A 22,697-nucleotide genomic window follows, 5' to 3' on the forward strand; every position below is an offset into this window, starting at 1 on the left:
TGTGACCACCTCCCAAACTTTCTGTAAAACGCTTCGTTACTTCATGTTGTGGATCCCGAAACACTTGTTGTACCTCACCCAATTCCACTATCGATCCCGTCTCCATCACGGCTACTTTGTTACAAATCGCATCTACTACACTCATCTCGTGCGTGATCAAGACAACGGTAATCCCCATCTCTTGATTGATCTCTTTTACTAATTGCAAAATGGAAGACGTCGTCTCTGGATCAAGTGCAGAAGTAGCCTCGTCGCATAGTAGCAAAAAGGGATCGTTAGCAAGTGCACGCGCAATCCCAACACGTTGCTTTTGCCCACCGCTCAATTCGGATGGATACGCATCTCGCCGCTCCCATAGCCCTACACGACGCAATAATTCTTCCGTTCGTTGCTCGATCCCGTGCTTGGCTTTTCCTGCAATTTCAAGTGGAAAGGCTACATTTTCTCTTACGGTACGGGACCATAGTAAATGATAATGTTGAAAAATCATGCCGATTTTTTGTCTTAGCAACCTGAGTTCTCCACCGGACAAGGCTACTATCTCTTTGCCGTTCACATGGATCGAACCACTGGTTGGCTTTTCTAATCCGTTTAGCAGGCGAAGTAAGGTACTTTTACCAGCACCACTGTAACCGACGATCCCGAAGATATCACCCTTATCGATCTGGAGAGTAATCTCTTGCAACGCAATCACTTCTTGCTCTCGCCCTTTGGCTGGATATCGTTTTGAAACTTGCTCGATTTGGATCAATTTGATCACCATCCTTATTTACAAAATAAAAAATCCCCCTCTGCAGATGATTGCAGAAAGGGGATATGTATCTATACAAAGATCCACTTTCCTCTCATCTACCAGAACAAAAAGCTCTGCAGGAATTGGCACCTTGTTTGTATGTTTGATCATACAGACTGGTTGCCGAGGTATCATAGGGCCTGTCCCTCAACCTCTCTGGATAAGAGAAAATCTCAGATATTCATTTTTCAATTCAATATTGTAACGAACTAAAACTTATACTAGATCAATTTATTTAATATGTCAATGTTTTTATTTTCTCATAGCGCTCGATCAATTGATTTGCATTTTGCTCCAGCGAAAAGTCACGCGATGCTACATAGGCTTGTTTCCCTAGCACTTCTCGCACATCGTCCATGGTCAAAATTTCATGTAAACATTGCGAGATATGCTCTACATCTTTGGGGCGTGCAAGCTTTCCCGTTACACCATCTTGTAGGACTTCTTTGATTCCGCCAACATCCGTCGCCACCATCGGACGTCCACATCCCATCGATTCAAATAAGATGGAAGGCAATCCTTCGCTGAGACTGGTTAACGCAATCACATCCGCACTATTCATCCAATGTATCATTTCATCGTACGGTCTTCTCCCCATCAAGTGAACGCGACCTGTGAGACCAAGCTTTGTGATCTCATCCTCTATGCTACTTTGAAGTGGTCCTGCGCCTACTAAATATAGATTCAAACCTTCATGTTGCTCATCCTGAACGAGACGGCGAAAAGCTTGTACCAAATAACTGATTCCCTTGACAGGCAGTAAATTCCCGATAAATACAATCTGTTTGCCCTCAAGCTGAATCCCCAGACGATGGCGAGCCTCTTGCTGATCAATCGGGTAAAATCGCTTCGGATCAAAGCCATTATAGATCGTAGATACAGGTAACCTTGGAACCATTTGTTCCACTTCACTACAGAGCCGATCACTTACCGTAATCAATTGGTCACTCGTCTTTAATGCTTCGATCGTTCGATCATAGACCTTTTTACTTTTCTTCGGATAAAGCATAATATCAGAGCCATGAATCGTGCTAATAACAGGGACTCCAAGTTCTTCTTTCAACTGTCCACCTGCATATCCATCTGGAAAGATCGTGTGACAATGGAGTAACTCATAAGGAAACTCATGCTTCATTTGGTGCAAAATCGGTTTAAGGGATCGTATATAAAATTCGCCATAGCGATGGAAAAAGAAACCGCCAGGAAACATCCATGTAGGCACATAATGGACAGGAATTCCATCCAGATCGATTTGGCCTTGTAGGTCTGAGTACCCCTTCCACTTTTTATATAACGGAAACCTAGGAATCGGTACGACTACTTGCACTTCGCATCCTGCATCTTGTAGTGCCTTTGTCTGATTATGTACGAAGATTCCAGATTGTGGATTTATCTTGCTTGGGTACATATGTGAAACAACCAAAACTTTTTTCGTCAATTCATTCACTTCCTTGTACAACAGCCTGTTTCTTTCTCTCCAATTCGCCAACACCAACCACAGCTAAACCAATCCCTAGCGTAATCCACATCGGGGTATAGTGAATACAACTACTAGGTGCCATCCCGCCGAAGAAGAAGCCGATCAAGCTGGACAACGTAGCAAAAGCACCACAACGGACCACAGGGCTCGTTGATGCCCCGTGTTTTAAGGAAGCGAGCTTCCATAAGCGCCACAACAACCAGAAATATAGCGCCATATACATCATAAAGATCAGCACCCCAAAATTAACAAGGATTTCTAGCCACCAGTTGTGGATATTTTTTTTATCTACATGAGGCGCACCTTCCATTAACGGCTCAACATTACCCGGTCCTACTCCCAAGTAATACGAATCATGTAAGAAGTGGAGTCCATTGATAATGAGAAACTTACGAACCGTAGCACTTCGGCCCGTTTCTCCTTCAATGACATCTTCTCCCTCTGCATCCCAGCCACCTTTTTGAAAATCACCTAGAAAGCCGAAGATGGAAGCCAATTTTGCATTATTGGCAGCCCTTGCCTTATCAGATAAAAGAACAAAGCCTACTGCATTAGCTAATATAATTGCCGCTAAAACAGCTATGATTGACTTGACCACGTTTTTCTTCGTCCATTTCTCGCGCTTCACTACGAAAAAAGCACCGATCAATAGTACTCCACAAGCAAGCGGCAGGGCAAACATCACATTACTACGTGAACCCGTTGCGAAAAGGGTATAGAGACTAAAAACACATCCAATATACAGGAACCATTTATATTTTTTATGTAATGGCAACAAAAAGATCGCCGTAATCAAAAATGGCAGTGCCAATGTAATAAACGTAGCTAAGTCATTTTGATTGGTAAAAACCGAAGTAACCACACTTACCAGTTCAGAATTGTAACCCCTAGAAACAGGTAAATGGATAAAGGTCATCGATTCAAATACAGCATAAGCAATAATCATTGCGTATACTGTTACCAGTGTTTTCGCTGTTTTCCAAATATTTTCATATGTACGGATAAAGAAGGGGAAAGAAAAAGTGAGTGCAAGCATCATTCCAAGGAAAATCAAATATCGAATACCCTCTTTTAAACTAACAGCCCAAGTTAGCGAAATCAGTGCATAAAAGAGCCAAAAGCAGAAGAATGCTCCAAACCAACGAACTTGATAAATTGTGGTTAGCCCGTGATTTTGATTAAAGTTCATGTATTCTTTGTTCCAAACAAGTCGAATCAAAACACCTACAGATAAAACAAAAAAAGCGATCCTAAAAAAAGTAAGACGGAAGTCCCCTGCACCAATTCCCAGTGTCGGACCAATCAGTGCAAATGCAATCATGTAGTAGAAAATCTTTTCTAATCGATCGTGTTTTCGAAGTAACAATTGATCCACCAATCCTCACTCTTTTCATCGTCAATATCAAGCTTATGTTACCTGCAGATTACATTTTGTTAACAAGTTCGACAAATGTAACTAAATGAGTATACCGTGGCGTATAATAAGTTTACAAAGCGAAAACGGAGGTGTCTCACATGGAATATCCAGTCGTTGGTAAATCATTTTGGATTGGTGTCATGAATGCCGCTGGTATCAGTGTACCGTTTTGGTTGCTGATGTATGCAGGACTTCGTCTGATATTCTAATGTGAGTCACAGTCATATAAAAAGAAAGCACGGATCATCATGATGAGATGGTATCCGTGTTTTCTTTTTATCTTGCACCGCTTCCTGACAAGACAACCCAAACCGTACGTAGTAGAATACGCACATCCATGGCAATCGATTGATTTTGAATATAGTACATATCTTGTTCCCATTTTTCACGTGGAGTCACTTCGTAACCGCCTGTTACCTGTGCCCATCCAGTAAGGCCTGGTTTCACTAACAAGCGCTTCTTAAATCCAGGAATCTCTTTTTCAAATTGCTCCGTAAAACAATCTCGCTCTGGGCGAGGCCCGATTAAGCTCATATCTCCATTTAATACGTTGAGAATCTGAGGAAGTTCGTCAATCCGGGTTTTACGAATAAATTTACCTACCTGCGTAACACGAGGATCATCTTTAGCAGCCCATTGCGGTCCGTTTTTCTCAGCATCCGTTCGCATGGAACGCAATTTATAAATCCAAAATTTCTTCCCTTGTAGCCCCACTCGCTCTTGCTTATAGAAAACAGGGCCAGTAGACTCCATTTTAATCGCAATCGCTGATAAGATGAGGACAGGTAAGGTGAAGATGAGAAGGGCTAGCGAGAAGATGATCTCAAACGCCCGTTTAACGATTAAGTAGACCATAGAAGCAGCTCCTAATTCTCCTGTCAAAACACTTGCATCGTTTTCGACCGACATCTTCAAACGCATCTGCTATTCACTCCTGATCGCTATAAATCATCTATGTTTATCAACAGTTTATACTCATAGTTAGATTACAAAAGTAACAGTAACATTACAGTAATATTTCAAGCCTATAATGACACAGTATACTTCAGGAGAGCCTAAATAACAATAGACGTTTTGTTACAGCTTTAGCGATTTATGTATGAATACATAACCATCTCTGCTTGGTCCAACGTTTGCTATGTAAAAGAGTATGCTAGTACCTCTCTAAATAGTATTGATACGTTTGCTTTAAGCCATCTAATAATGGGATTTTCGCTTCCCACTCTAAGGTGTCCGCGGCTTTCTTCGCATTAAAATAACTATCTTTAATATCTCCAGCACGCTCTGGTCCATACGTAACGACTACTTCTTTTCCAGAGGCTATGCGAAACGCTTCGATTAATTCATTTAATGAAGTCTGAACACCCGTACCGATATTGATAATTTCCCCTGATGCCTTTGACAATGCTTGTACATTTGCTTTGGCTACATCTTCTACATACACATAGTCTCGTGTATGTTCCCCATCACCAAACACCGTTAGCGTCTGTTTACTTAGTACTTTGTCGGTGAAGATGGATACCACACCACCTTCGCCCCTTGGGTCCTGACGAATGCCGTATACATTTGCATAGCGAAGTGCTGTGTACTCTAGTCCAAATAGACGATGGTAAACGTCTAGATAATGTTCGACTGTGTATTTGGAGATACCGTAAGGGGAAATAGGATGCGTTGGGTGGCATTCATCGATTGGCAAATACTTAGGCTCTCCATATACAGCGGCAGAAGAAGCATACACGAATTTTCTCACTCCTGTATCTTTTGCTGCTTCTAATAAATTAATCACTCCCATGATATTTACATTTGCATCATAGAGAGGCTTTTCAATCGATGTAGGGACATGCGTTTGCGCCGCCTGATGAATTACTGCATCCGGTCTCACCTGTTCAAATATCTGATGGACTTCTGGATGAGTCACATCAATCCGATAAAAGGTCGCCTTTGGATGAATCTGCTCTTCGTGTCCTGTTATCAGGTTATCTAGGACAACCACTTCATTCCCTTCGTTAATCAGTTGATCTACGATATGGGATCCGATAAAGCCAGCTCCTCCTGTCACAAGAACTTTCATGCTGATACCCCCTTTGTTTTCCTACCTTGAACATCTCATAGTCCCATTTCTTGGTACAAGCGCAGCAATTTTTGCTCTTCAATATGCCAATTATAGTTTTCTTCGTATGCTTTCCGTCCATTAACACTCATCGATTTAGCTAGTTCTGTATTAGTCAATATCTGCGTTGCCTTCTCTGCCATTTCCTTCGGGTCCAGAGCATTTACAGTAAACCCACAGTCGCTTCCCTCCACAATCTCTTTCCATAACGGGAAATCGGTTGCAAGTACAGGCATACCAGCTGACATATACTCGAACATCTTAATGGGTAGAGATTCACGGTAGTTTTCAACCGGATGCAAGCAAACCAATCCAACTTTTCCAGATGCTAATTTCTGCTGAACCTCTGTAAAAGGAATTCTTCCATGAAGGTAGATCCGTCTTTCACTAAATCGCTCTGCTTCCTCCACACTCACTTGGATATGCTGAAGCGGACCGATAATGTGTAATTCCGCTTGTAGTTCTTCGGGAATATGATTCATCATTTGAATCATTTCATCATACCCTCGCAGGCGAGAAACCCCACCCACATATAGGATTTGATTTTTACCATCTTCTTGTCGTTCGATCATCGGCATGGGAAGTGGATAGTTTTTTATGACTTCCCTACGCGTCACTCCAGTAAACTGGATGGCAATGGGTTCCGTTGCGGCGATGACCGCTGTTAATTTGCGCGCTAGCCCCTTTTCAATTCGGTGAACCCATCTAGATAGGGGCCTACGAATCTTGGGATTAATCCACACTTTGGTATAGATTTGTTTGGGTAAGTCCTCATGTACGTCATAGATCACAGGCTTACCCGTTCGAAGCCGCAAGAGAACTCCCCACGGAAGTAGTTCCGGATCATGAAAATGGAACACATCAGCGCCACTTTTTCTTGCCCGTTTATATAATTCATATCCCTTTAGTAACCTGCGAAAGCGATTCGACGCCCTCTTCACTCCTACAATCCTAACACCTTGCTCCCTTTTCTCTTCCACATCCGAAATGGCATGTAGCTCTACCTCGTATCCCGATTTTGCTAATGAGACAGCTTGTTTATGAAAAATTCGGGAGTCATCACAAGGATGAACTGAACTAAATATCATCACTTTTTTCATTCACGGGTTCAGCTCCTTCAGGCAACTTACTCTATAAAGAAAGGGAAGGAATCACAAATCTAGGCTCCCCCCGCTCATTTCGATCCAGATATCAACTTTGGTCTAACTTGTTTATCATGTTCACCTAGTACTAATACAGCTAAAGCAAGGCCATAACTAATCCACATCGGAGTGAAATGGATCGCAGTGCTCATCGCCATGCCACCGAAAAAATATCCAGTCATCGCCGCTAAACTCGCTACTGCCCCGAAGCGTAAATATGGGGAAAGATGTGGAGATCTTTTTAAACTGATCAGCTTCCACAATCGCCACAGCAACCAGACGTATAAAGCCAGGTAAAGCGCAAAGGTAATCACACCGAAGTTAACTAAAATCTCAGCCCACCAGTTATGGATATTTTCCTTATTTACATTTCCACTCACATACTCATCTGAAGAAGGGTGCATCCACCGTTCAATATTACCTGCACCCACTCCCATAAAATGGCTTTTGACTAGAAAATCAAGTCCATGCTTTAAGAGATTGACACGTACCGTTATGCTCTCTCCTGATTGGCCTTCTATCTTTGACTCCTCTCCTTCTACAAGTTCCTCCGAAACCGCATCATGAAGGTCAGAAATGCTTGCAGAAGTACTTCCAAGCTTATCCTCCACTACTCTTTGACCCTCTGGGGTCAACATAGTCGATAGCATTACCTGAACCAATACCACAGCAAGGAGTAGAAAGAGGCCATTTGTCCGGATGCTTTTTAGACGGAATCGATCCCGATCCAAACTTTTCCAAAAAAGCACGAGCAAGGTCACTCCAATCAATGGGAGAACGATTAACTCGTTTACGCGTGATCCTGTAGCAAACAAAACATATCCTGATAGGATGAATACTCCGTACAGTACCGCTTTCATCATTCGGGACAAAGGTAACATGATCATGGCAGCGACGATAAATGGCAAAGCCAGTGTAATGCATGTCGCCAAATCATTTTGGTTAGTAAAAACGGATGTAATCGACGCACTTACTCCATCTGAAACATTTTCATCTGCCGCTCGAGAAGTAGGAAGATGGATTAAGGTAACCGATTCAAAGACCGCAAATAAAATAATCGCTGTATATATACCGAATAATATTTTCGTGATCTTTTGATAGTAGGATTCATTTCGAATAAAGTAAGGAAATGAAAGAGCTAACGCAATCATATTAGTTAAAAATACGACATAACGAATCCCTTTTCCCATATCAATAACCCACGTTAATGTTAAGACGGCATACAAGATCCAAAAGCATAGAAAAACGACATACCAACGAATCGGAACCATATAGGATGCTTCTAAGCTTTTTTTGTTTACAAAGCGAAAAATGAATCCGACTAGTAAAACCAAAAAAGCGAGGCGGAAGAAAGTTAATGTAAAACCGGATGTCACCGGAATACCAAAGCTAGGCCCGAGTAGAGCGAAGGCGGCCGTTAGATAAAACCACGTATCTAAACGTTTTCGTTGGGAAAGCAAACCCTCATTCACCATCTCTCACTTTTTACCTCCTAGTTTGGGCAAAAGACTGCCTATTCGATTCAACATGCGAAAAGGAATTAATCCTGTTAAGAAAACGACAGCTATATTCACTATAAATGCAACCACATACGTAATCCACGGATTCGGCAAATGATTAGCTTGCACGTAGCTAATCCAAGCCATAGAAGCGAGGAACACCGTCATGTAGAGCATCATAGCGCCAAATTTAAACTCAACTGGATATACTTTTTGACTGGCTCGATAGATCAGGATCACCGCAATGAAATAACTAGTAGCGGTCATACTAACTGTACCCCAAATTTTAAAATACGGCACGAGTAGAAAGTTACCAATTAAGAAAATCACAGAAACGAGGATAAAGATTCGTGAGATGTGTTTGGTTTGTTTTTTAATGAATAATCCAACGCCAAATACGGGATGTAGTACGTTTAATAAGGTCCCCAACGATAACATCCATACATAGAGATACCCACTGGACAGGTCCACCTTCGTCTCTGGGCCGGGAGTACCGATATATAGATTGTACAAAGGTTGTATAAAGAATGTGAGTACCATAATAGCTAACGTTCCAAACACGAGTAAACCTCTGCCGATCAATCCATACACCTGCTGTGCATCATCACGATCCTTAATCGACATCGAAAAAGGGCGCCAAGCTAATTGAAACGGTGCCGTAATCAAAACGATAAAGCTGGCGATACGTACAGTCGCTTCATAGATGGCGTTTGCATCGTACTTAATAGCAGAGTTATCTTCTACTAAGTAATTCAGCATAGGTCTACTGATGGATGACATAATCCAAAAAGATAATAGGGAAATCATCACAGGAGACCCATATTTAATGAGCCTCATCGTATGAGGTTTAGAGAACTTCCATGTTAGCTCTTTTCGATATAGCCATAGCAAGATCAAGGCTACCGAACCTTGACCGATCAACTGACCGTAAAAAATACCGAGCACAGACGGTTTCATGTAGTAAGCAAGTACCACACTTAGCACAGAGGACCCGATCACAAATGCCATGGAAAAAACATTAAAAAACCAGACTCTTCGGTTGTAGCGAGCATAGGCGAGGATATGCTGAATCACAATCGCCCCCAATGTCGCAACGGTTGCAATCGTCAATAGATGGGTATCGTCATACCGATTACTTCGATAGACGACGGAAGAGATCGCAGAATCAAAGAGGAAGGATAGTACACTAAACAGAATGCACATCCCTACACTAAACAATAAGGTATTTGTGAAGTAGACCTGGCGATCCTTCTCATCTTTGGTGTCATAGAAATAATAAGCCAGTGCCGTATCCGTACCTAGGATACACAGATACGTTAAAATAAGCGTGTACGTCTGCGTCAGGCCCCAGTCACCGATAGCATGCTGGTCTTTTTGTAGAATTCGAATATAAATAGGGGCCAACACGACTGCTGCCAGCTTGTTTCCCATCGTAGCGATCGCAAAGGCAGCTGAGTCTGAAAACAAACGCTTGATTAGTTGGTTCATGGATTGCTCCTACCTCAACTACTCTTGATTTTCTAATAATTCACGGACTGGCACATCACGTAGCACACGCGCTGGCACCCCAACATACACTTTCTTTTCCTCTGTATCACGGTGTACAACAGCGCCTGCGGCGATAAAGCTTTCCTCGGCTACCACTACACCTGGTAACAAGATAGAAGCTCCACCAATACGTGCTCCTTTCTTGATGTGTGCACCTTTTACAAACTGGAAGCGCTCTTTCGTACGCCCCATAAAGTTATCGTTGGTAGTCGTTACAGTTGGAGCGATAAAAACCCTTTCTTCAATCGTCGTATAAGCAGTAATGTAAGAATTGGTTTGAATCTTCGTAAAGGAGCCGATGGAAACTTGGTTCTCGACCGCTACTCCACGCCCGATTACCACGCGATCCCCGATCTCACACTTCTCCCGTACAGAAGCTTGATCTCCAACCATACATTCCTTCCCAAATGAGGAGCCACGATATAAAACTGTATTTGCTCCAAGGGTTGTCCCATCTCCGATCACAAGCGCCGGCAAAGAAGCATCTACTTTTACCGTCGATGCTTTCGCAGGTCTCGGCCAACGCCCTACCACGCAATTATCAGAAATAAATACATCATTACCAAGAATAGTTCCTGCATGAATCGTGACATTATTCCCGATCGTCACACGATCCCCTAATACAACACCGTCCTCAATAACCGAAAAATGGCCAATGGAGACATCTGTCCCCATCGTCGCACGTTCATGTACGAAATTGTTCATGAGCCCACACCCATTTCCTATAATTTTTCGTAGTCTGCTCGAATGTCAGAAGTAGAAATACCTACTCCTTTAAAGGCATTACGCGTATCAAAAATCACTTTTGATTCTCGTGCAATCATCTCATAATCAAAGGCACTGTGGTCCGTAGTAAGCAGGACAAGATCCGCATTTTGAAGACGCTCTGCTGTCAACTCGACAGTCTCCATCACTTTTGCATCTGCATTATGTGAGAAGCGGAAAGAAGGTACATGTGGGTCCGCTACTTCAACATCCGCGTTATACGTTTCGAGCAACTCTAAGATCGGAAGAACAGGAGATTCGCGCATATCATCAATATCTTTCTTGTAAGCCACACCCAGCACAAGAACCTTAGAGCCTGCGAGGGCTTTTCCATAGCGATTTAAGATTTTCATCGTACGATCTACCACAAATTCTGGCATTGCATTATTAATTTCACCTGAACATTCGATTAAACGAGTGTGATAATTATATTCACGTGCTTTCCATGTTAAGTAGAATGGGTCGATTGGAATACAGTGTCCACCTAGCCCTGGGCCTGGATAAAACGCCATAAACCCGTATGGCTTAGTCTTAGCGGCATCGATTACTTCCCATATATCAATCCCCATCTTATGACAGAGGATCGCCATTTCGTTGGCAAGTCCAATGTTAATGTTACGGAATGTGTTCTCGAAAATCTTCTCCATCTCCGCTACTTTCGGACTTGATACTTCGTGAACTTCCCCTTCCAATACCGCGCGATACATCGCAGCCGCTACCTTCGTGCAATCTGCTGTAACACCACCCACTACTTTCGGGGTGTTTTTGGTATTAAAGATTTTATTACCTGGATCGACACGCTCTGGGGAGTAGGCTAGATAGAAATCTTGACCTATTTTCTGTCCCGTTGCTTCTAAGATCGGTCCGACTACTTCTTCCGTTGTGCCTGGATAAGTTGTACTTTCTAAGACAACTAACATCCCCGGATGTAGATATTTCGCGATATCTTTACTAGATGACTCTACATACGAGACATCTGGCTGTTGATATTTATCCAAAGGAGTTGGTACACAGATCGCAACTGCATCTACTTCCGCGATCTTAGAGTAATCTGTCGTAGCCATAATCTTTCCGCTGGCAACTAGTTCTTTTAACTCTTCATCAACGACATCACCGATATAGTTAATCCCCCGATTTACTTCATCCACACGATGTTGCAATACATCAAAACCGATGACACGGAAGCCTGCTTTTGCTTTCTCAACCGCAAGTGGTAAACCCACATAACCAAGCCCTACGACTCCGATGACAGCGGAACGACTCTCTAACTTCTCTAGTAGCACGTTTGTCACTCCTCATACCTCCTTATTGATAGAACTTCTTAATGGTATCCGCGATATAATTCATATCCTCACGAGACAGCTCTGGGTAAAGTGGAAGAGCAAAAGTACGTTTCGATAAATACTCCGATACTGGCATACTACCTTCGCCTTGACCAAGATCTTTATACACTTCTTGAAGATGAAGTGGAACTGGGTAGTAAACACCTGTAGAGATGCCATGTTCCCCTAGATACTTCATCAATTCATCACGCTTTTCAGCTTGTACAATATACAAGTGATAAATATGCTTACGATCGGGTGCTTCGTAAGGTGTCACAAGAGGAGTATCTTTTAATAGTTCATTATAGATGGTCGCTTTTTCTCGACGTGCATCGTTCCACTTGTCAAGATGGCGTAATTTAATACGTAATGCGGTTGCCTGAATTTCGTCCAAACGGCTGTTATAACCAATCATGCTGTGATAATATTTCGGGCTACTACCATGCACCCGGAGAATGCGGATTTTCTGTGCAAGTTCATCGTTATTCGTTACAACCATTCCCCCATCTCCGTAACCACCGAGGTTTTTAGTTGGGAAGAAGGAGTAAGTGGCCGCATCGCCCCAAGAGCCGATCATCTGACCTTGATATTGAGAGCCTATCGCTTGTGCCGCATCCTCTAAGATGTAGATGCCTTTCTCCTCTGCAATCGCACGAAGCTCGTCCATGTTCGCAGGTTGACCGAAGATATGAACTGGAATGATTACTTTCGTTTTATCTGTAATTTTTTCTTTCACTTGTTCGATATCTAAGTTATATGTCTTTGGGTCCACATCCACGAATACAGGCGTTCCCCCTACTTGTGATACGGTTTCGGCAGAAGCAAAGAAGGTAAACGGAGTCGTGATCACTTCGTCTCCAGGTCCCACTCCCATCGCATCTAGCGTTAGTACAAGGGCATCTGTCCCGTTTGCAACCCCAATCGCATGTTTCACTCCAATGTACTCAGCCACTTCTTTTTCTAATGCTTTTACTTCCGGTCCGAGAATATAAGCTCCACTTTCAAATACATTTTCTACTGATGCTAAAACTTCTTCGCGAATAGTAGCAAACTGTGCTTTCAAGTCTAGTAAAGGAATTTTTTTCATTTTGAAATACCCCTTTTATCATTTATTTTATTAGGATTTTCCGTTCTAGCGTATTCATTTTAATTGGCTTACCTGATTCTGCCGACATCTGACAAGCGACGACTAAGCTGAGTGCATCACGGCCTTCTGTGCCCGAGACAATCGGAGTACGACCTTCTGTAATCGCAAGCGTCATATCACGAATAATACACTCATGACCTGGCACACCCCATGGATCTTGCGTAATTTGTTCTTTCAACTGTGTCACTTCTTCTTCCGTCAGGCCTTCAAAATCCCACGTTTTAATCCAGTTAGCAGTTGGACCACCTACAACAGCGCTACCTTTTTCACCAAAAATACTTAGTGATTCTTCTAAGTTCTTCGGATAAATCGTAACAGCCGCTTCCAGTAACCCAAGTGCCCCATTTTTAAAGCGAATCACCGAAATGGATGTATCTTCTGCTTCAATTTTGCGAATCCGGGTCGCATCATATGTATAAACTTCATCCACGTCCCCCATCATCCATAAAAGCAAGTCCATATTATGAATCGCTTGATTCATCAAGACTCCACCATCCATGGCCTTCGTTCCACGCCAAGGCGCTTGATCATAATATGCTTGATTTCGATTCCATCGAACCGTTGCGTTAGCATGACCGATGGTCCCAAATTTTTCATTTTCAATTTGTTTTCGTAGTTCTACGATAGCTGGGCGAAAGCGGTTTGGATGGACCACAGCCATCTTAACACCATTTTCCTCACATGAATCGATCATTCGATCAGCATCTTCCAAAGTTAATGCCATTGGCTTTTCAACCACGACATGCTTCTTCGCTTCAGCCACTTGGATAGTGAGTGCAGGGTGTAGACCGCTTGGTGTACAAATCGATACAACATCAACATCTGCTTGTAACATATCAGCTAAGTCCGTATATCCGATGACTCCATCGATTGCAAATTCCTTCAAACGCTCTTTATTGGTGTCGCATACTGCCACGAGTACAGCCCCAGGATCAGCTTGAATCGCTGAAACATGCTTCTTAGCAATATGACCACAACCTACAATACCATAGCGTACCATAGATCTCCCTCATTTCCGAAACTTGTTCCGTATAGAAAAACTTACTATTATTGTACCTCTAACAAATGTAGAATTACGCATCTAATGTTACAGAAACATTACAAACTACAATCTCACTGTAACATAACTGAAATCTTTTGGGTAGCACACTGGTAGAATGCGCGGTTCCTAAATATGTATATACGTTACGTTACCCACAATCAGCGGAATCTTCCATTTGCACCGTCGTATAAACCCCTATCCAACATTCGCAAACTAAATGAACACTCAGGCGACCAAGGAGGATGAAGCAATGGAAAACCACGATTCAGTCGAGTTAGAATTGGAAACAGATATCGATATGGATGAGCCTCAAAATCCCTTAATTGGAATTCGTAACTCATTACTTCTTAGTATCCTACTCTGGATCATTCTTTATCTCGTTATCTACCCATTCAGATAAAGAAAAAGGAGAGGTCACTATGACCCATCCTATCCCCTTGAATACCTTTTATCCTTAGCTCGCTACATCAATAATCGCAAACATCAATTCCCCTGATGCGACTACCTTTCCATCAACACTCGCCGTTCCTTTTCCCTTACCAATACTTCCTTTAAAACGAGTTAATTCCACCTCTAAGCGCAACTGATCCCCCGGCACAACTTGTCCACGAAAACGGAAACCATCAACCCCTGTAAGGAAACCCGTTTTGCCTTTGTGCTCTTCTGAGGTGAGAACGGCTAATGCTCCAACTTGAGCTAATGCTTCGACGATGAGTACGCCTGGCATGACTGGGTAATGGGGGAAATGCCCCTGGAAAAATGGCTCGTTTATCGACACGTTTTTAATGCCAACTGCTCGAACATTTGGTTCACATTCCAGCACACGATCCACTAATAAAAAAGGATATCTGTGTGGAATCGTCTCTTTAATCTTATCGATTGCCCATTCCATAAACAAACCTCATTTCTTATTTACTTTACTCCTCTTTCATCACAGCCATCTCGACTGCTTCTGCCACAATTTGATGTGCTTTTAAATCGAGTGGGTGAGGAACTAGCTGGCCTGGCTTGGTATGGTTTGAAATAGCAGTAGCAGCTGCTACTAACATATCATGGGTAATCCGTTTTGCTCCAGCATTTAATGCTCCACGGAAAATGCCTGGAAATCCAAGAACATTATTTACCGATCGTCCATCTGCTGCAAACAAAGCTCCTGCTTTAATTGCCTCATCTGGCTCAATCTCTGGTTTTGGATTCGAAAGAGCTAAGATCACTTGTCCCTCTCGTACCCATTCAGGTTTGATTAGGTTAGGTACACCCGTCGTAGCGATCACGATATCGCATTTCTCCATGATTTCTTCCAGCGAGTGAGCAGGTGTTCCACCATACATAGCAAGTCGATCTAAGGCAGCAGGCTGACGGTCAACTCCAACCATTTCTTTTACACCGTAAGCCATAAACATCCGACAGATAGCTAAGCCCGCTGCACCCAGTCCGATTTGCCCGACCACTGCTTCTTTTAAGTTAACACCCGCACTACGGCAAGCAGACATAACAGCTGCCAGCGTAACCACAGCAGTACCATGTTGATCATCATGCATCACAGGGATATCAAGCTCTTCAATCAAACGTTCTTCAATCTCAAAGCAGTGCGGGGAACCAATATCCTCTAATAAAATGCCACCGAATCCTTTTGAAATCCGCTTTACAGTTGTTACCACTTCATCCGGATCGCTTGTATCTAGCAAGATGGGAATTCCACTAATCCCTGCTAAGCGATCAAATAAGGCCGCTTTCCCCTCCATTACTGGCATCCCTGCCAATGGTCCAATATTTCCAAGACCTAAAATAGCCGTTCCATCTGTAATGATTGCAACGGTATTTCCTATGCTTGTATAGTATTGAGCCAAAGATGGGTCCTCTTCAATCGCGCGGCACACGTTAGCAACACCGGGAGTATATACTTTTCGCAAGTCATCTATTGAACGTATATCAAAACGGCTACTCATATGAATCTTACCGCCTTCATGGGCGTGGAGGACATCATCAGAGACAGCTCTTACATGGATTCCTTCCCCTAGCTGTTCAACAGCCGCTATCGCTGTCTCTAATTGCTCTTCACTTTCACACTGTACAGTAATATCCCGTACAGTCGAATACGGTCCTATTTGTCTGGTTTTAATCTCTCCGATATCCCCACCAAACAAGCCAATAGCCGTTGTCACTTTCCCTAAATTCCCTGGCTTTGATGGTGTTTCGACTATAATAGTGCGAGTTACATTTCTTGCCCCCATGTTGCATCCTCCTAATTTTATGTATACAAGAATGAAAAACGATATCGCAAAGAGAAAGAATCGGGGTTCATCGCCCCGATCCCTCTATTATTCACATCCCCTTACTCATTTACCACTTTTAATTGGAACATATAAGACAAAGTCGCGATATAAGAGAGCCCAATTACAATCCATAGTATCGTTGAAGCATATGGAACATCAAACATAACCATAAATAACACGAGATAGGAAAGCACTGTTGTCAATTTCCCTAAAAAGTTAGCAGGCACCGTTTTTCTTCCTTGAAAATGAACAATCGCCCCATAAACAATCATACCCAAATCACGGAAAAGGATTGCAAATGCTGCTTCCCATGAGATTTTATCCGACAATAATAAGGATAGAAAAATGGCCATTAACATACACTTATCCGCCAGTGGGTCTAACATAGCACCCATTTGCGTTACTTGATTATTACGCCTAGCTAGATACCCATCTACTACATCGGTCAGGCCCGCTAAGAAGATAATTCCAATCGCCCAACAAAGACGCGCTGGTGAAGGAATATCCGAGAAAAATATGAACAAGTAAACTGGAACTAATAGAAAACGAACCAACGTCAACAGATTGGGCACATTCAACATAGTCCCTCCTAAGCAGTGGTTTGACACGAAGAAACCCCGTCTACTTAAGCGGGATTTAGGGGGGTTACTTCTGATAAATTAAGTTATATAAGTGTTCCCATGAATTCCAACTAAATATGTCTGAAATGGGCTTTCCACCAATTATCGTATTCCCGATCACTAGACCCGTCATTAATGCCGCTATCAATAACATCGGAATCCAGAGAATTTTTATAGCTGCTTTCAAAGGACTTCTTTTTGTTTCTGGCTTTATTTCGTTTGCTAATACTTCTTGATTCTCTTGGTCTATAGACTCTACTAGTTCTTGTTCATTATCATGCGCATCAAAAGACGTTTTCACAACCTCATCCTGCACATGCTCTTCCTTCTTGAGATCTTCTACATCATCCATTACAATATTTTCTTCTTTTAGAGGTGTTTCAACTGCAGCAGAAGCTTCCTGAAGCTGTTCAAGATCGACTTTATATTCTTTAAAATCAAGAGGGCTGAGTGTATCTTCAAAATTCGCAAGCTTGTCCTCTTTAGAACCCTCGCTCCCTTGCTTTTCTTCCTCTTTTTTCAATTCTTTAAACTCATCATCCAATCCTTCGTCTGTCCGCTTTTCTTCCTCTTTTTGACTCCACTTTAATTTCCCCACCATCACACGATCCTCTTGAGTATCTGTATGATTTTTTTCATCAAGCTCCAGCTCTTTTTCTCGGTCTAATTGACTCATTTTTTCTACCTCTCCAAAAGCAGATCATTTTTTTGTAAACCTACGTATATCTTATTCTGTCTATATAAAAAACGAATGCTGTCTTATACAGCAACACTTTACGATCATAAATAGAATATATCCTAGAAAAACCAGTACGTCTAGATTCATGTGTGACGACTCTGTTAGATTGTACCATAAATTCGAACACACCGGAGGATTCCTTTTATTGTCATTTCGTCAATTTTGTTACATAAAAAGTACTACCCCGGTGTAGTTAATATCAGATCTTTACCGCTTCTTTCAAACGAGAATCTTTGGTATTTGGCTTTCTTTTATATTTGATCTTCGTAGCTTCTCCACCTCTAAGATGACGAATAGATTTATGGTATTCTAATATTTCCTTTACTTGATTTGCCAAATCGGGATTAATCTCTGGTAGTCTTTCCGTTAAATCTTTATGAACTGTACTTTTGGAAACTCCAAATTCTTTGGCAATCGAGCGAACTGTATTTTTTGTTTCTACAAAGTATCTTCCAATTTTTATAGTACGTTCTTTTATATAGTCATGCATCGATTCCGTCCTCCCTCCCCTCATTTCTTGATAAAGTATATGAGGCAAAAATGAGGTTATTCTTCGAATTTGGACAGGAATAGAAAAAACCCACTATTTCGTGGGCTTTTCGTATCTTACTTGATAAATTGTTCTGGGTTTTGAGGTTGGTTATTCTTTCTTACCTCGAAGTGTAAGTGATTTCCATTAGCTTGTTCAAACTTGTTCGTACCTGCTTGTCCAAGTACATCTCCTTGGTTCACGGTTTGTCCCACTTTTGCAGAAGTGGCCGCTAAACTTTGGTAAATGGTAATGAAACCATTTTCATGCTTTATTTCAACTTGCAAGCCTACTACTGGATTGGTTTCTACTCTGGTTACGGTACCACCCATAGCAGCTACCACATCAAATGGCTTCCCATCTTTTCGTGCAAAATTTACACCTGTATTCCGATAAAAAGTACCTTGATAATTTACAAGGGCTAGCTCTTTATCTTTACCAGTCATTTTCTCATCATAAAACTTCTTGATGACCGTCGCTTCAGCGTTGGATGCTACAGGCAGTACCATCGTTTCAGCAGTGGATGGTTTTTCTACGGGTAAGATGGTATCAATCGATGGCATATTTTTGCTTACGTCTTTGCTAACAGTCCCCTGTACCAACCATACTCCACCTAGTACAAGCGCGACGACTGTTAAGTACACAGCGGGAAAGAACCATTTTTTCGTAAGAAGTCTTTTCCACGCAAGTTGGCGTTTGTTTTGATTCAAGAAGGATACCTTCGTTTTTGGATCCTCTATTTTCATAAGTTTCTCACCTCTGACTACATTGTCGACGTGAAAAACTCATTTTATACCTAAGTTGTTAAATTTTTGGTATATTGCGAGTGGGTGAAAATCATTATAGTTTGTTGATAGTTGCGAGCTTTATATTAGAACGACCCGACTATCCACACTATTTCCGCTCAAACTCGCTAATCTGAATGCCTTGATAATAATGCTTAACGATTTTATCCGCCTTCGCACCGGTCTGTGCCATGAGATTAGCACCCCATTGGCTTAAGCCTACCCCGTGACCGTATCCATATGTAGTAAACGTGATCTTGTCGCCTTCTTGCTTCCAAGTAAAGTCGGTGGAAGCTAATCCAAGGGCTTCTCTCACTTCTCTACCCGAAAAACTCTTATCACCGATACTCAAGCTAGCAATACGGTTCCCTGTCGTCTTTTTCACAATTCTCATTTGATTCCCAGATTGGAATAAGGATACCGGCACATCTAACGATTTTTTCGTTTGCTTTTCCAGCTTAGAAAAAACCTCTGATATAGGATATGTAGCCTCTTTCTCAAACTTAGGAGAAGAACGATCCCATGATGAGTCAACACTGACGAGATACGGATACTTAGCAGTAAAGTATTCATCCGAGCTTTCCGTTCTGCCATTACTAGTAGAGAAGAAAGCGGCATAGATCGGCTGGCCTTGATAAGTTAAAATCTGTCCTCTCGTTTCTGCAATAGCCCATTTTATCTTCGCTTTATACTCATGATAGCGATCTTTCCATTGATTTTTTAATTTGTCATCCGTTGAATAAGCTTGATGTTGCACTGTATCGGTTACGTCTGCTAATTGATGGGGGAGTCCATATGATTTTAGGTTCACTGTAGAACCCTTTTCTAATCGATTAACCACAAAGGTCCGTGCTGCCATTGCTTGTGCTTTCAGCGCTTCAATCTCAAACGTAATCGGCATCTCCGCAGCAACGACTCCCTCTAAATAGGTCTCCAATGGGAGTGAGATCACCTTCTTCTCTTTAGACAAATACACGCGTACATTTGGATTATAGGTATTGGTAATTGCTCTCTTAGCGTCTGTTATCTGCGCCTTCTGCGCACCAGGGTTCGTTTCCTTCTCCTGGATTGCTTGCCCCGCCACAAGTGCCACATTCGACCCAAATCCCACTAGAACCGTCGGGATCGCTAATAATAATAGAAAGCCCCCGATAAAGAGGAGGATCATCTTTCCTTTGAACAAAAGCCTCTTATTCCCTCGTATTCGTCTCCACCTAGTCAACCATATTTCCTTATACGATCTCACCTGCATCCCCCTCATCTATCTGCTTATACTACTCTATGGGTCTCCTCGTGACTCTAGAACTGAGTTTGATAGATTTCAAAATTGGGAATAAACAGGGGAGATTGTATAACTCATAAAAAAGCACGTCGCTCTCTAGCAACGTGCTTCCGGAAGAAAAACTATGCAAAAGTTACTTGCTGTACTTCCTCTACTTCTTCACCGATCTTTACTCGGGAGATGGTAGCACCTAGTTTTTGTAACTTTCCTACTAAATCTACATAACCACGATCAATATGCTTTAGCTCTGTCACTTCCGTGATCCCATCCGCAACTAATCCTGTAAGTACTAGAGAGGCACCTGCACGCAAATCGGTTGATTTGACCTCAGCCCCAGATAGTATGTGGCCACCTTCGATGACAGAAGAACGGCCATCAATTTTGATATGTGCATTCATACGCTTAAACTCTTCCACATGCATAAAGCGATTCTCAAATACAGTTTCCGTAATCATACTTGTTCCTTTTGCGGTTAGCTGGAGCGCCATCATCTGCGATTGTAAATCGGTTGGGAACCCAGGATACGGTAGAGTCTTCACATCAACTGGCCTCAGATCCCCTTTTGCACTTACATGAATGCCGTTATCTCCATCTAAAACACTAACTCCCATCTCTCGCAACTTAGCGATTAGAGGTACTAAGTGTTCGGAGATTGCTCCCTCTACAAATACATCACCACGCGTGATGGCCGCAGCAACCATATAAGTACCTGCTTCAATGCGGTCTGGAATCACGGTATGTTCTGTACCACGTAAGAAATCGACTCCATCAATGCGAATCTCATCTGTACCAGCACCGCGTACTTTAGCTCCCATCGCATTTAGAAGATTCGCTAAGTCTACGATTTCTGGTTCACATGCTGCATTGCCAATTACAGTACGCCCCTGCGCCAATGTAGCCGCCATCATTAAATTTTGGGTCGCTCCTACGCTAGGAAAATCGAGATAGATATTCGCACCTTTTAAGCGATCTGCTACAAATCCTTCTACACAACCATGTGAAACTTCAAATTGAACACCCATCGCTTCGAAGCCTTTAAGGTGAAGATCAATTGGACGTGAACCAATCGCACAACCACCAGGTAATGGAATACTAGCATGTTTCTTTCGAGCCAAAAGAGGTCCCATCACCAAGATAGAAGCACGCATTTTCCGAACTAACTCGTATGGAGCAGCTGTATTCGATAAATTCTCTGCATTAATCGTGACAGAGTCCTCTCCTAAGCTTGCTTCTGCTCCTAGACTGTTTAGTGTTTCTGTAATGGTTTTTACATCTTCCAATAACGGAACATCTTCAATGTGGACGTTTCCTCTAGATGCTAAAAGCGATGCCGTGATGAGTGGAAGCACTGCATTTTTGGCTCCATGAACTTTTACTCTACCTTTTAGTCTAGCTCCACCCTGTACAACGATTTTTTCCAATGATCTTCCCTCCGCTTGATCTAATATTCTATGGTGATAATCGGCGTCCCCATTGTAAGGACCGCCCGATTGGTCTGATAATTCCAGCGTGCAGAAACTTGTAAATTCATTTCGCCGCCTTGTGTAACAATCCCAGATCCCCATCTCGGTATAAAGTAGGAGATACTAACCGTTTTTTCAGTTGTCATTTCTTCAATTTGAGTTGCTCCCAAAGGCTTCATCGTTGATTGAATCAGACTTTTTAATTCACTAGCTTGCTTCAAATCCACATCTCCTTGAATCGAGAAGTGAAGACTAGGAGTCATCCCTAACGTTTGGCAAATTTGCTGAAATTGCTTTTGAAATTCGTACAAACGAGCATCTGGTGCACCCGTTCCCCTCAGTTGCAATGATACATATGGCTTTTTCTTTATTTCTGTGGGTTTATCATCTATGACTCGAATAGCTATTTTTAAAGATGGCGAGAGTAGATAATCACTTTGGTAACGCACACCGTCTTTGCCTTTATATGTCTGCAAGTTTGTTCCATGGAATTCACCGTTCAGTCGTTTTGCTAGCTCTTCCACTTGTTGCCCAGTGAGTAACTGATTGGTTCGACTTCCATGATGGAGGACAAATAAAGATGGAGTTGATCTGGTTGTCTGATAATGATCCAGGATTTCTCGAATCAAATCCGTTTGAGCTTGGGTATTTCCCATCAACAACACACAAAGTACAATCCAAACCAGAAACACTCCCCACTTTGCCTTCATCACTCATACCCCTCACGTACACAGAATT

Annotated in this window: 21 protein-coding genes, 1 pseudogene and 1 riboswitch; of the genes and pseudogenes, 1 reads left to right on the forward strand and 21 read right to left on the reverse strand. The window is 42.3% G+C overall.

The features are described from left to right. Nucleotides 1–13 precede the first annotated feature (13 nt). From BT147_RS04620 to BT147_RS04675, 12 genes and pseudogenes are all read right to left on the reverse strand, one after another. A pseudogene (locus tag BT147_RS04620) lies at nucleotides 14–751 on the reverse strand (methionine ABC transporter ATP-binding protein); the annotation flags it as partial. A 91-nt stretch (nucleotides 752–842) separates the two neighbouring features. Further along, nucleotides 843–960, reverse strand: a riboswitch (SAM riboswitch). 68 nt (nucleotides 961–1,028) lie between these two features. Beyond that, a complete protein-coding gene (locus BT147_RS04625) occupies nucleotides 1,029–2,231 on the reverse strand; it encodes a glycosyltransferase family 4 protein (protein WP_072331412.1) in 1,203 nt (400 codons plus the stop codon). 1 nt (nucleotide 2,232) lies between these two features. Continuing rightward, on the reverse strand, nucleotides 2,233–3,648 hold the full coding sequence (locus BT147_RS04630) for an O-antigen ligase family protein (RefSeq protein ID WP_072331414.1): 1,416 nt from the start codon (nucleotides 3,646–3,648) through the stop codon (nucleotides 2,233–2,235). Nucleotides 3,649–3,966: 318 nt separating this feature from the next. After that, entirely contained in the window at nucleotides 3,967–4,599 is a 633-nt protein-coding gene (locus tag BT147_RS04635; protein ID WP_072331561.1) for a sugar transferase, read from the reverse strand. A 244-nt stretch (nucleotides 4,600–4,843) separates the two neighbouring features. Further along, nucleotides 4,844–5,761, reverse strand: a complete 918-nt coding sequence (locus tag BT147_RS04640; protein WP_072331416.1) for an NAD-dependent epimerase/dehydratase family protein — start codon at nucleotides 5,759–5,761, stop codon at nucleotides 4,844–4,846. A 35-nt stretch (nucleotides 5,762–5,796) separates the two neighbouring features. After that, nucleotides 5,797–6,900: a glycosyltransferase family 4 protein gene (locus BT147_RS04645; RefSeq protein WP_072331418.1), complete on the reverse strand. Its 1,104-nt coding sequence runs from the start codon at nucleotides 6,898–6,900 to the stop codon at nucleotides 5,797–5,799. Nucleotides 6,901–6,974: 74 nt separating this feature from the next. Then, nucleotides 6,975–8,417 carry an O-antigen ligase family protein gene (locus BT147_RS04650; protein ID WP_072331420.1) on the reverse strand — a complete coding sequence of 481 codons (1,443 nt, stop codon included), beginning with the start codon at nucleotides 8,415–8,417 and terminating at the stop codon, nucleotides 6,975–6,977. A gap of 3 nt (nucleotides 8,418–8,420) precedes the next feature. Continuing rightward, nucleotides 8,421–9,929 carry a lipopolysaccharide biosynthesis protein gene (locus tag BT147_RS04655; RefSeq protein ID WP_072331422.1) on the reverse strand — a complete coding sequence of 503 codons (1,509 nt, stop codon included), beginning with the start codon at nucleotides 9,927–9,929 and terminating at the stop codon, nucleotides 8,421–8,423. 18 nt (nucleotides 9,930–9,947) lie between these two features. Continuing rightward, nucleotides 9,948–10,694 carry an N-acetyltransferase gene (locus tag BT147_RS04660; protein ID WP_083426369.1) on the reverse strand — a complete coding sequence of 249 codons (747 nt, stop codon included), beginning with the start codon at nucleotides 10,692–10,694 and terminating at the stop codon, nucleotides 9,948–9,950. 17 nt (nucleotides 10,695–10,711) lie between these two features. Continuing rightward, complete coding sequence (locus BT147_RS04665; RefSeq protein WP_072331424.1) at nucleotides 10,712–12,046, reverse strand: nucleotide sugar dehydrogenase; 1,335 nt, start codon at nucleotides 12,044–12,046, stop codon at nucleotides 10,712–10,714. 13 nt (nucleotides 12,047–12,059) lie between these two features. Next, entirely contained in the window at nucleotides 12,060–13,163 is a 1,104-nt protein-coding gene (locus BT147_RS04670) for a DegT/DnrJ/EryC1/StrS family aminotransferase (protein WP_072331426.1), read from the reverse strand. Nucleotides 13,164–13,185: 22 nt separating this feature from the next. Then, nucleotides 13,186–14,223 (reverse strand): Gfo/Idh/MocA family protein, encoded by a 1,038-nt coding sequence (locus BT147_RS04675; protein WP_072331428.1) that lies wholly within the window; start codon nucleotides 14,221–14,223, stop codon nucleotides 13,186–13,188. A 292-nt stretch (nucleotides 14,224–14,515) separates the two neighbouring features. Here BT147_RS04675 and BT147_RS15415 point away from each other — a divergent pair, with 292 nt between their 5' ends. Beyond that, nucleotides 14,516–14,665 carry a hypothetical protein gene (locus BT147_RS15415; protein ID WP_177239674.1) on the forward strand — a complete coding sequence of 50 codons (150 nt, stop codon included), beginning with the start codon at nucleotides 14,516–14,518 and terminating at the stop codon, nucleotides 14,663–14,665. 54 nt (nucleotides 14,666–14,719) lie between these two features. Here the strand turns inward: BT147_RS15415 and fabZ are convergent, their stop codons facing one another. The 9 genes from fabZ to BT147_RS04720 all read right to left on the reverse strand — a co-directional run bounded on the left by fabZ (nucleotide 14,720) and on the right by BT147_RS04720 (nucleotide 22,669). Next, the gene (gene fabZ, locus BT147_RS04680) at nucleotides 14,720–15,157 is read right to left on the reverse strand and encodes a 3-hydroxyacyl-ACP dehydratase FabZ (protein ID WP_072331430.1); all 438 of its coding nucleotides are present in this window, start codon (nucleotides 15,155–15,157) and stop codon (nucleotides 14,720–14,722) included. A 25-nt stretch (nucleotides 15,158–15,182) separates the two neighbouring features. Continuing rightward, the gene (locus tag BT147_RS04685) at nucleotides 15,183–16,499 is read right to left on the reverse strand and encodes an NAD-dependent malic enzyme (protein WP_072331432.1); all 1,317 of its coding nucleotides are present in this window, start codon (nucleotides 16,497–16,499) and stop codon (nucleotides 15,183–15,185) included. Nucleotides 16,500–16,600: 101 nt separating this feature from the next. Then, complete coding sequence (locus tag BT147_RS04690) at nucleotides 16,601–17,122, reverse strand: CDP-alcohol phosphatidyltransferase family protein (protein ID WP_072331434.1); 522 nt, start codon at nucleotides 17,120–17,122, stop codon at nucleotides 16,601–16,603. 64 nt (nucleotides 17,123–17,186) lie between these two features. Further along, nucleotides 17,187–17,837, reverse strand: coding sequence for a DNA-directed RNA polymerase subunit beta (locus BT147_RS04695; RefSeq protein ID WP_072331436.1), 651 nt, complete (start codon nucleotides 17,835–17,837; stop codon nucleotides 17,187–17,189). 262 nt (nucleotides 17,838–18,099) lie between these two features. Then, a complete protein-coding gene (gene spoIIID / locus BT147_RS04700) occupies nucleotides 18,100–18,390 on the reverse strand; it encodes a sporulation transcriptional regulator SpoIIID (protein ID WP_072331438.1) in 291 nt (96 codons plus the stop codon). A gap of 116 nt (nucleotides 18,391–18,506) precedes the next feature. Then, on the reverse strand, nucleotides 18,507–19,175 hold the full coding sequence (locus tag BT147_RS04705) for a M23 family metallopeptidase (protein ID WP_083426370.1): 669 nt from the start codon (nucleotides 19,173–19,175) through the stop codon (nucleotides 18,507–18,509). 148 nt (nucleotides 19,176–19,323) lie between these two features. Next, nucleotides 19,324–20,460: a stage II sporulation protein D gene (spoIID, locus tag BT147_RS04710; RefSeq protein ID WP_177239675.1), complete on the reverse strand. Its 1,137-nt coding sequence runs from the start codon at nucleotides 20,458–20,460 to the stop codon at nucleotides 19,324–19,326. 158 nt (nucleotides 20,461–20,618) lie between these two features. Next, nucleotides 20,619–21,917 (reverse strand): UDP-N-acetylglucosamine 1-carboxyvinyltransferase, encoded by a 1,299-nt coding sequence (gene murA / locus BT147_RS04715; protein WP_072331440.1) that lies wholly within the window; start codon nucleotides 21,915–21,917, stop codon nucleotides 20,619–20,621. A 20-nt stretch (nucleotides 21,918–21,937) separates the two neighbouring features. Then, on the reverse strand, nucleotides 21,938–22,669 hold the full coding sequence (locus BT147_RS04720) for a YwmB family TATA-box binding protein (protein ID WP_072331442.1): 732 nt from the start codon (nucleotides 22,667–22,669) through the stop codon (nucleotides 21,938–21,940). Nucleotides 22,670–22,697: the final 28 nt, after the last annotated feature.

This window comes from Thermoactinomyces sp. DSM 45891, from assembly GCF_900119485.1.
GTDB lineage: Bacteria > Bacillota > Bacilli > Thermoactinomycetales > Thermoactinomycetaceae > Baia.

Coding starts and splice junctions, on each gene's coding strand:
- BT147_RS04705 (WP_083426370.1), bottom strand. CDS start 19,175: ATGAAAATAGAGGATCCAAAAACGAAGGTATCCTTCTTGAATCAAAAC.
- spoIIID (WP_072331438.1), bottom strand. CDS start 18,390: ATGCATGACTATATAAAAGAACGTACTATAAAAATTGGAAGATACTTT.
- BT147_RS04695 (WP_072331436.1), bottom strand. CDS start 17,837: ATGAGTCAATTAGACCGAGAAAAAGAGCTGGAGCTTGATGAAAAAAAT.
- BT147_RS04660 (WP_083426369.1), bottom strand. CDS start 10,694: ATGAACAATTTCGTACATGAACGTGCGACGATGGGGACAGATGTCTCC.
- BT147_RS04645 (WP_072331418.1), bottom strand. CDS start 6,900: ATGAAAAAAGTGATGATATTTAGTTCAGTTCATCCTTGTGATGACTCC.
- BT147_RS04690 (WP_072331434.1), bottom strand. CDS start 17,122: ATGTTGAATGTGCCCAATCTGTTGACGTTGGTTCGTTTTCTATTAGTT.
- BT147_RS04720 (WP_072331442.1), bottom strand. CDS start 22,669: ATGAAGGCAAAGTGGGGAGTGTTTCTGGTTTGGATTGTACTTTGTGTG.
- BT147_RS04640 (WP_072331416.1), bottom strand. CDS start 5,761: ATGAAAGTTCTTGTGACAGGAGGAGCTGGCTTTATCGGATCCCATATC.
- BT147_RS04685 (WP_072331432.1), bottom strand. CDS start 16,499: ATGGGGGCAAGAAATGTAACTCGCACTATTATAGTCGAAACACCATCA.
- BT147_RS04655 (WP_072331422.1), bottom strand. CDS start 9,929: ATGAACCAACTAATCAAGCGTTTGTTTTCAGACTCAGCTGCCTTTGCG.
- fabZ (WP_072331430.1), bottom strand. CDS start 15,157: ATGGAATGGGCAATCGATAAGATTAAAGAGACGATTCCACACAGATAT.
- BT147_RS04635 (WP_072331561.1), bottom strand. CDS start 4,599: ATGTCGGTCGAAAACGATGCAAGTGTTTTGACAGGAGAATTAGGAGCT.
- BT147_RS04670 (WP_072331426.1), bottom strand. CDS start 13,163: ATGAAAAAAATTCCTTTACTAGACTTGAAAGCACAGTTTGCTACTATT.
- BT147_RS15415 (WP_177239674.1), top strand. CDS start 14,516: ATGGAAAACCACGATTCAGTCGAGTTAGAATTGGAAACAGATATCGAT.
- BT147_RS04650 (WP_072331420.1), bottom strand. CDS start 8,417: ATGGTGAATGAGGGTTTGCTTTCCCAACGAAAACGTTTAGATACGTGG.
- BT147_RS04675 (WP_072331428.1), bottom strand. CDS start 14,223: ATGGTACGCTATGGTATTGTAGGTTGTGGTCATATTGCTAAGAAGCAT.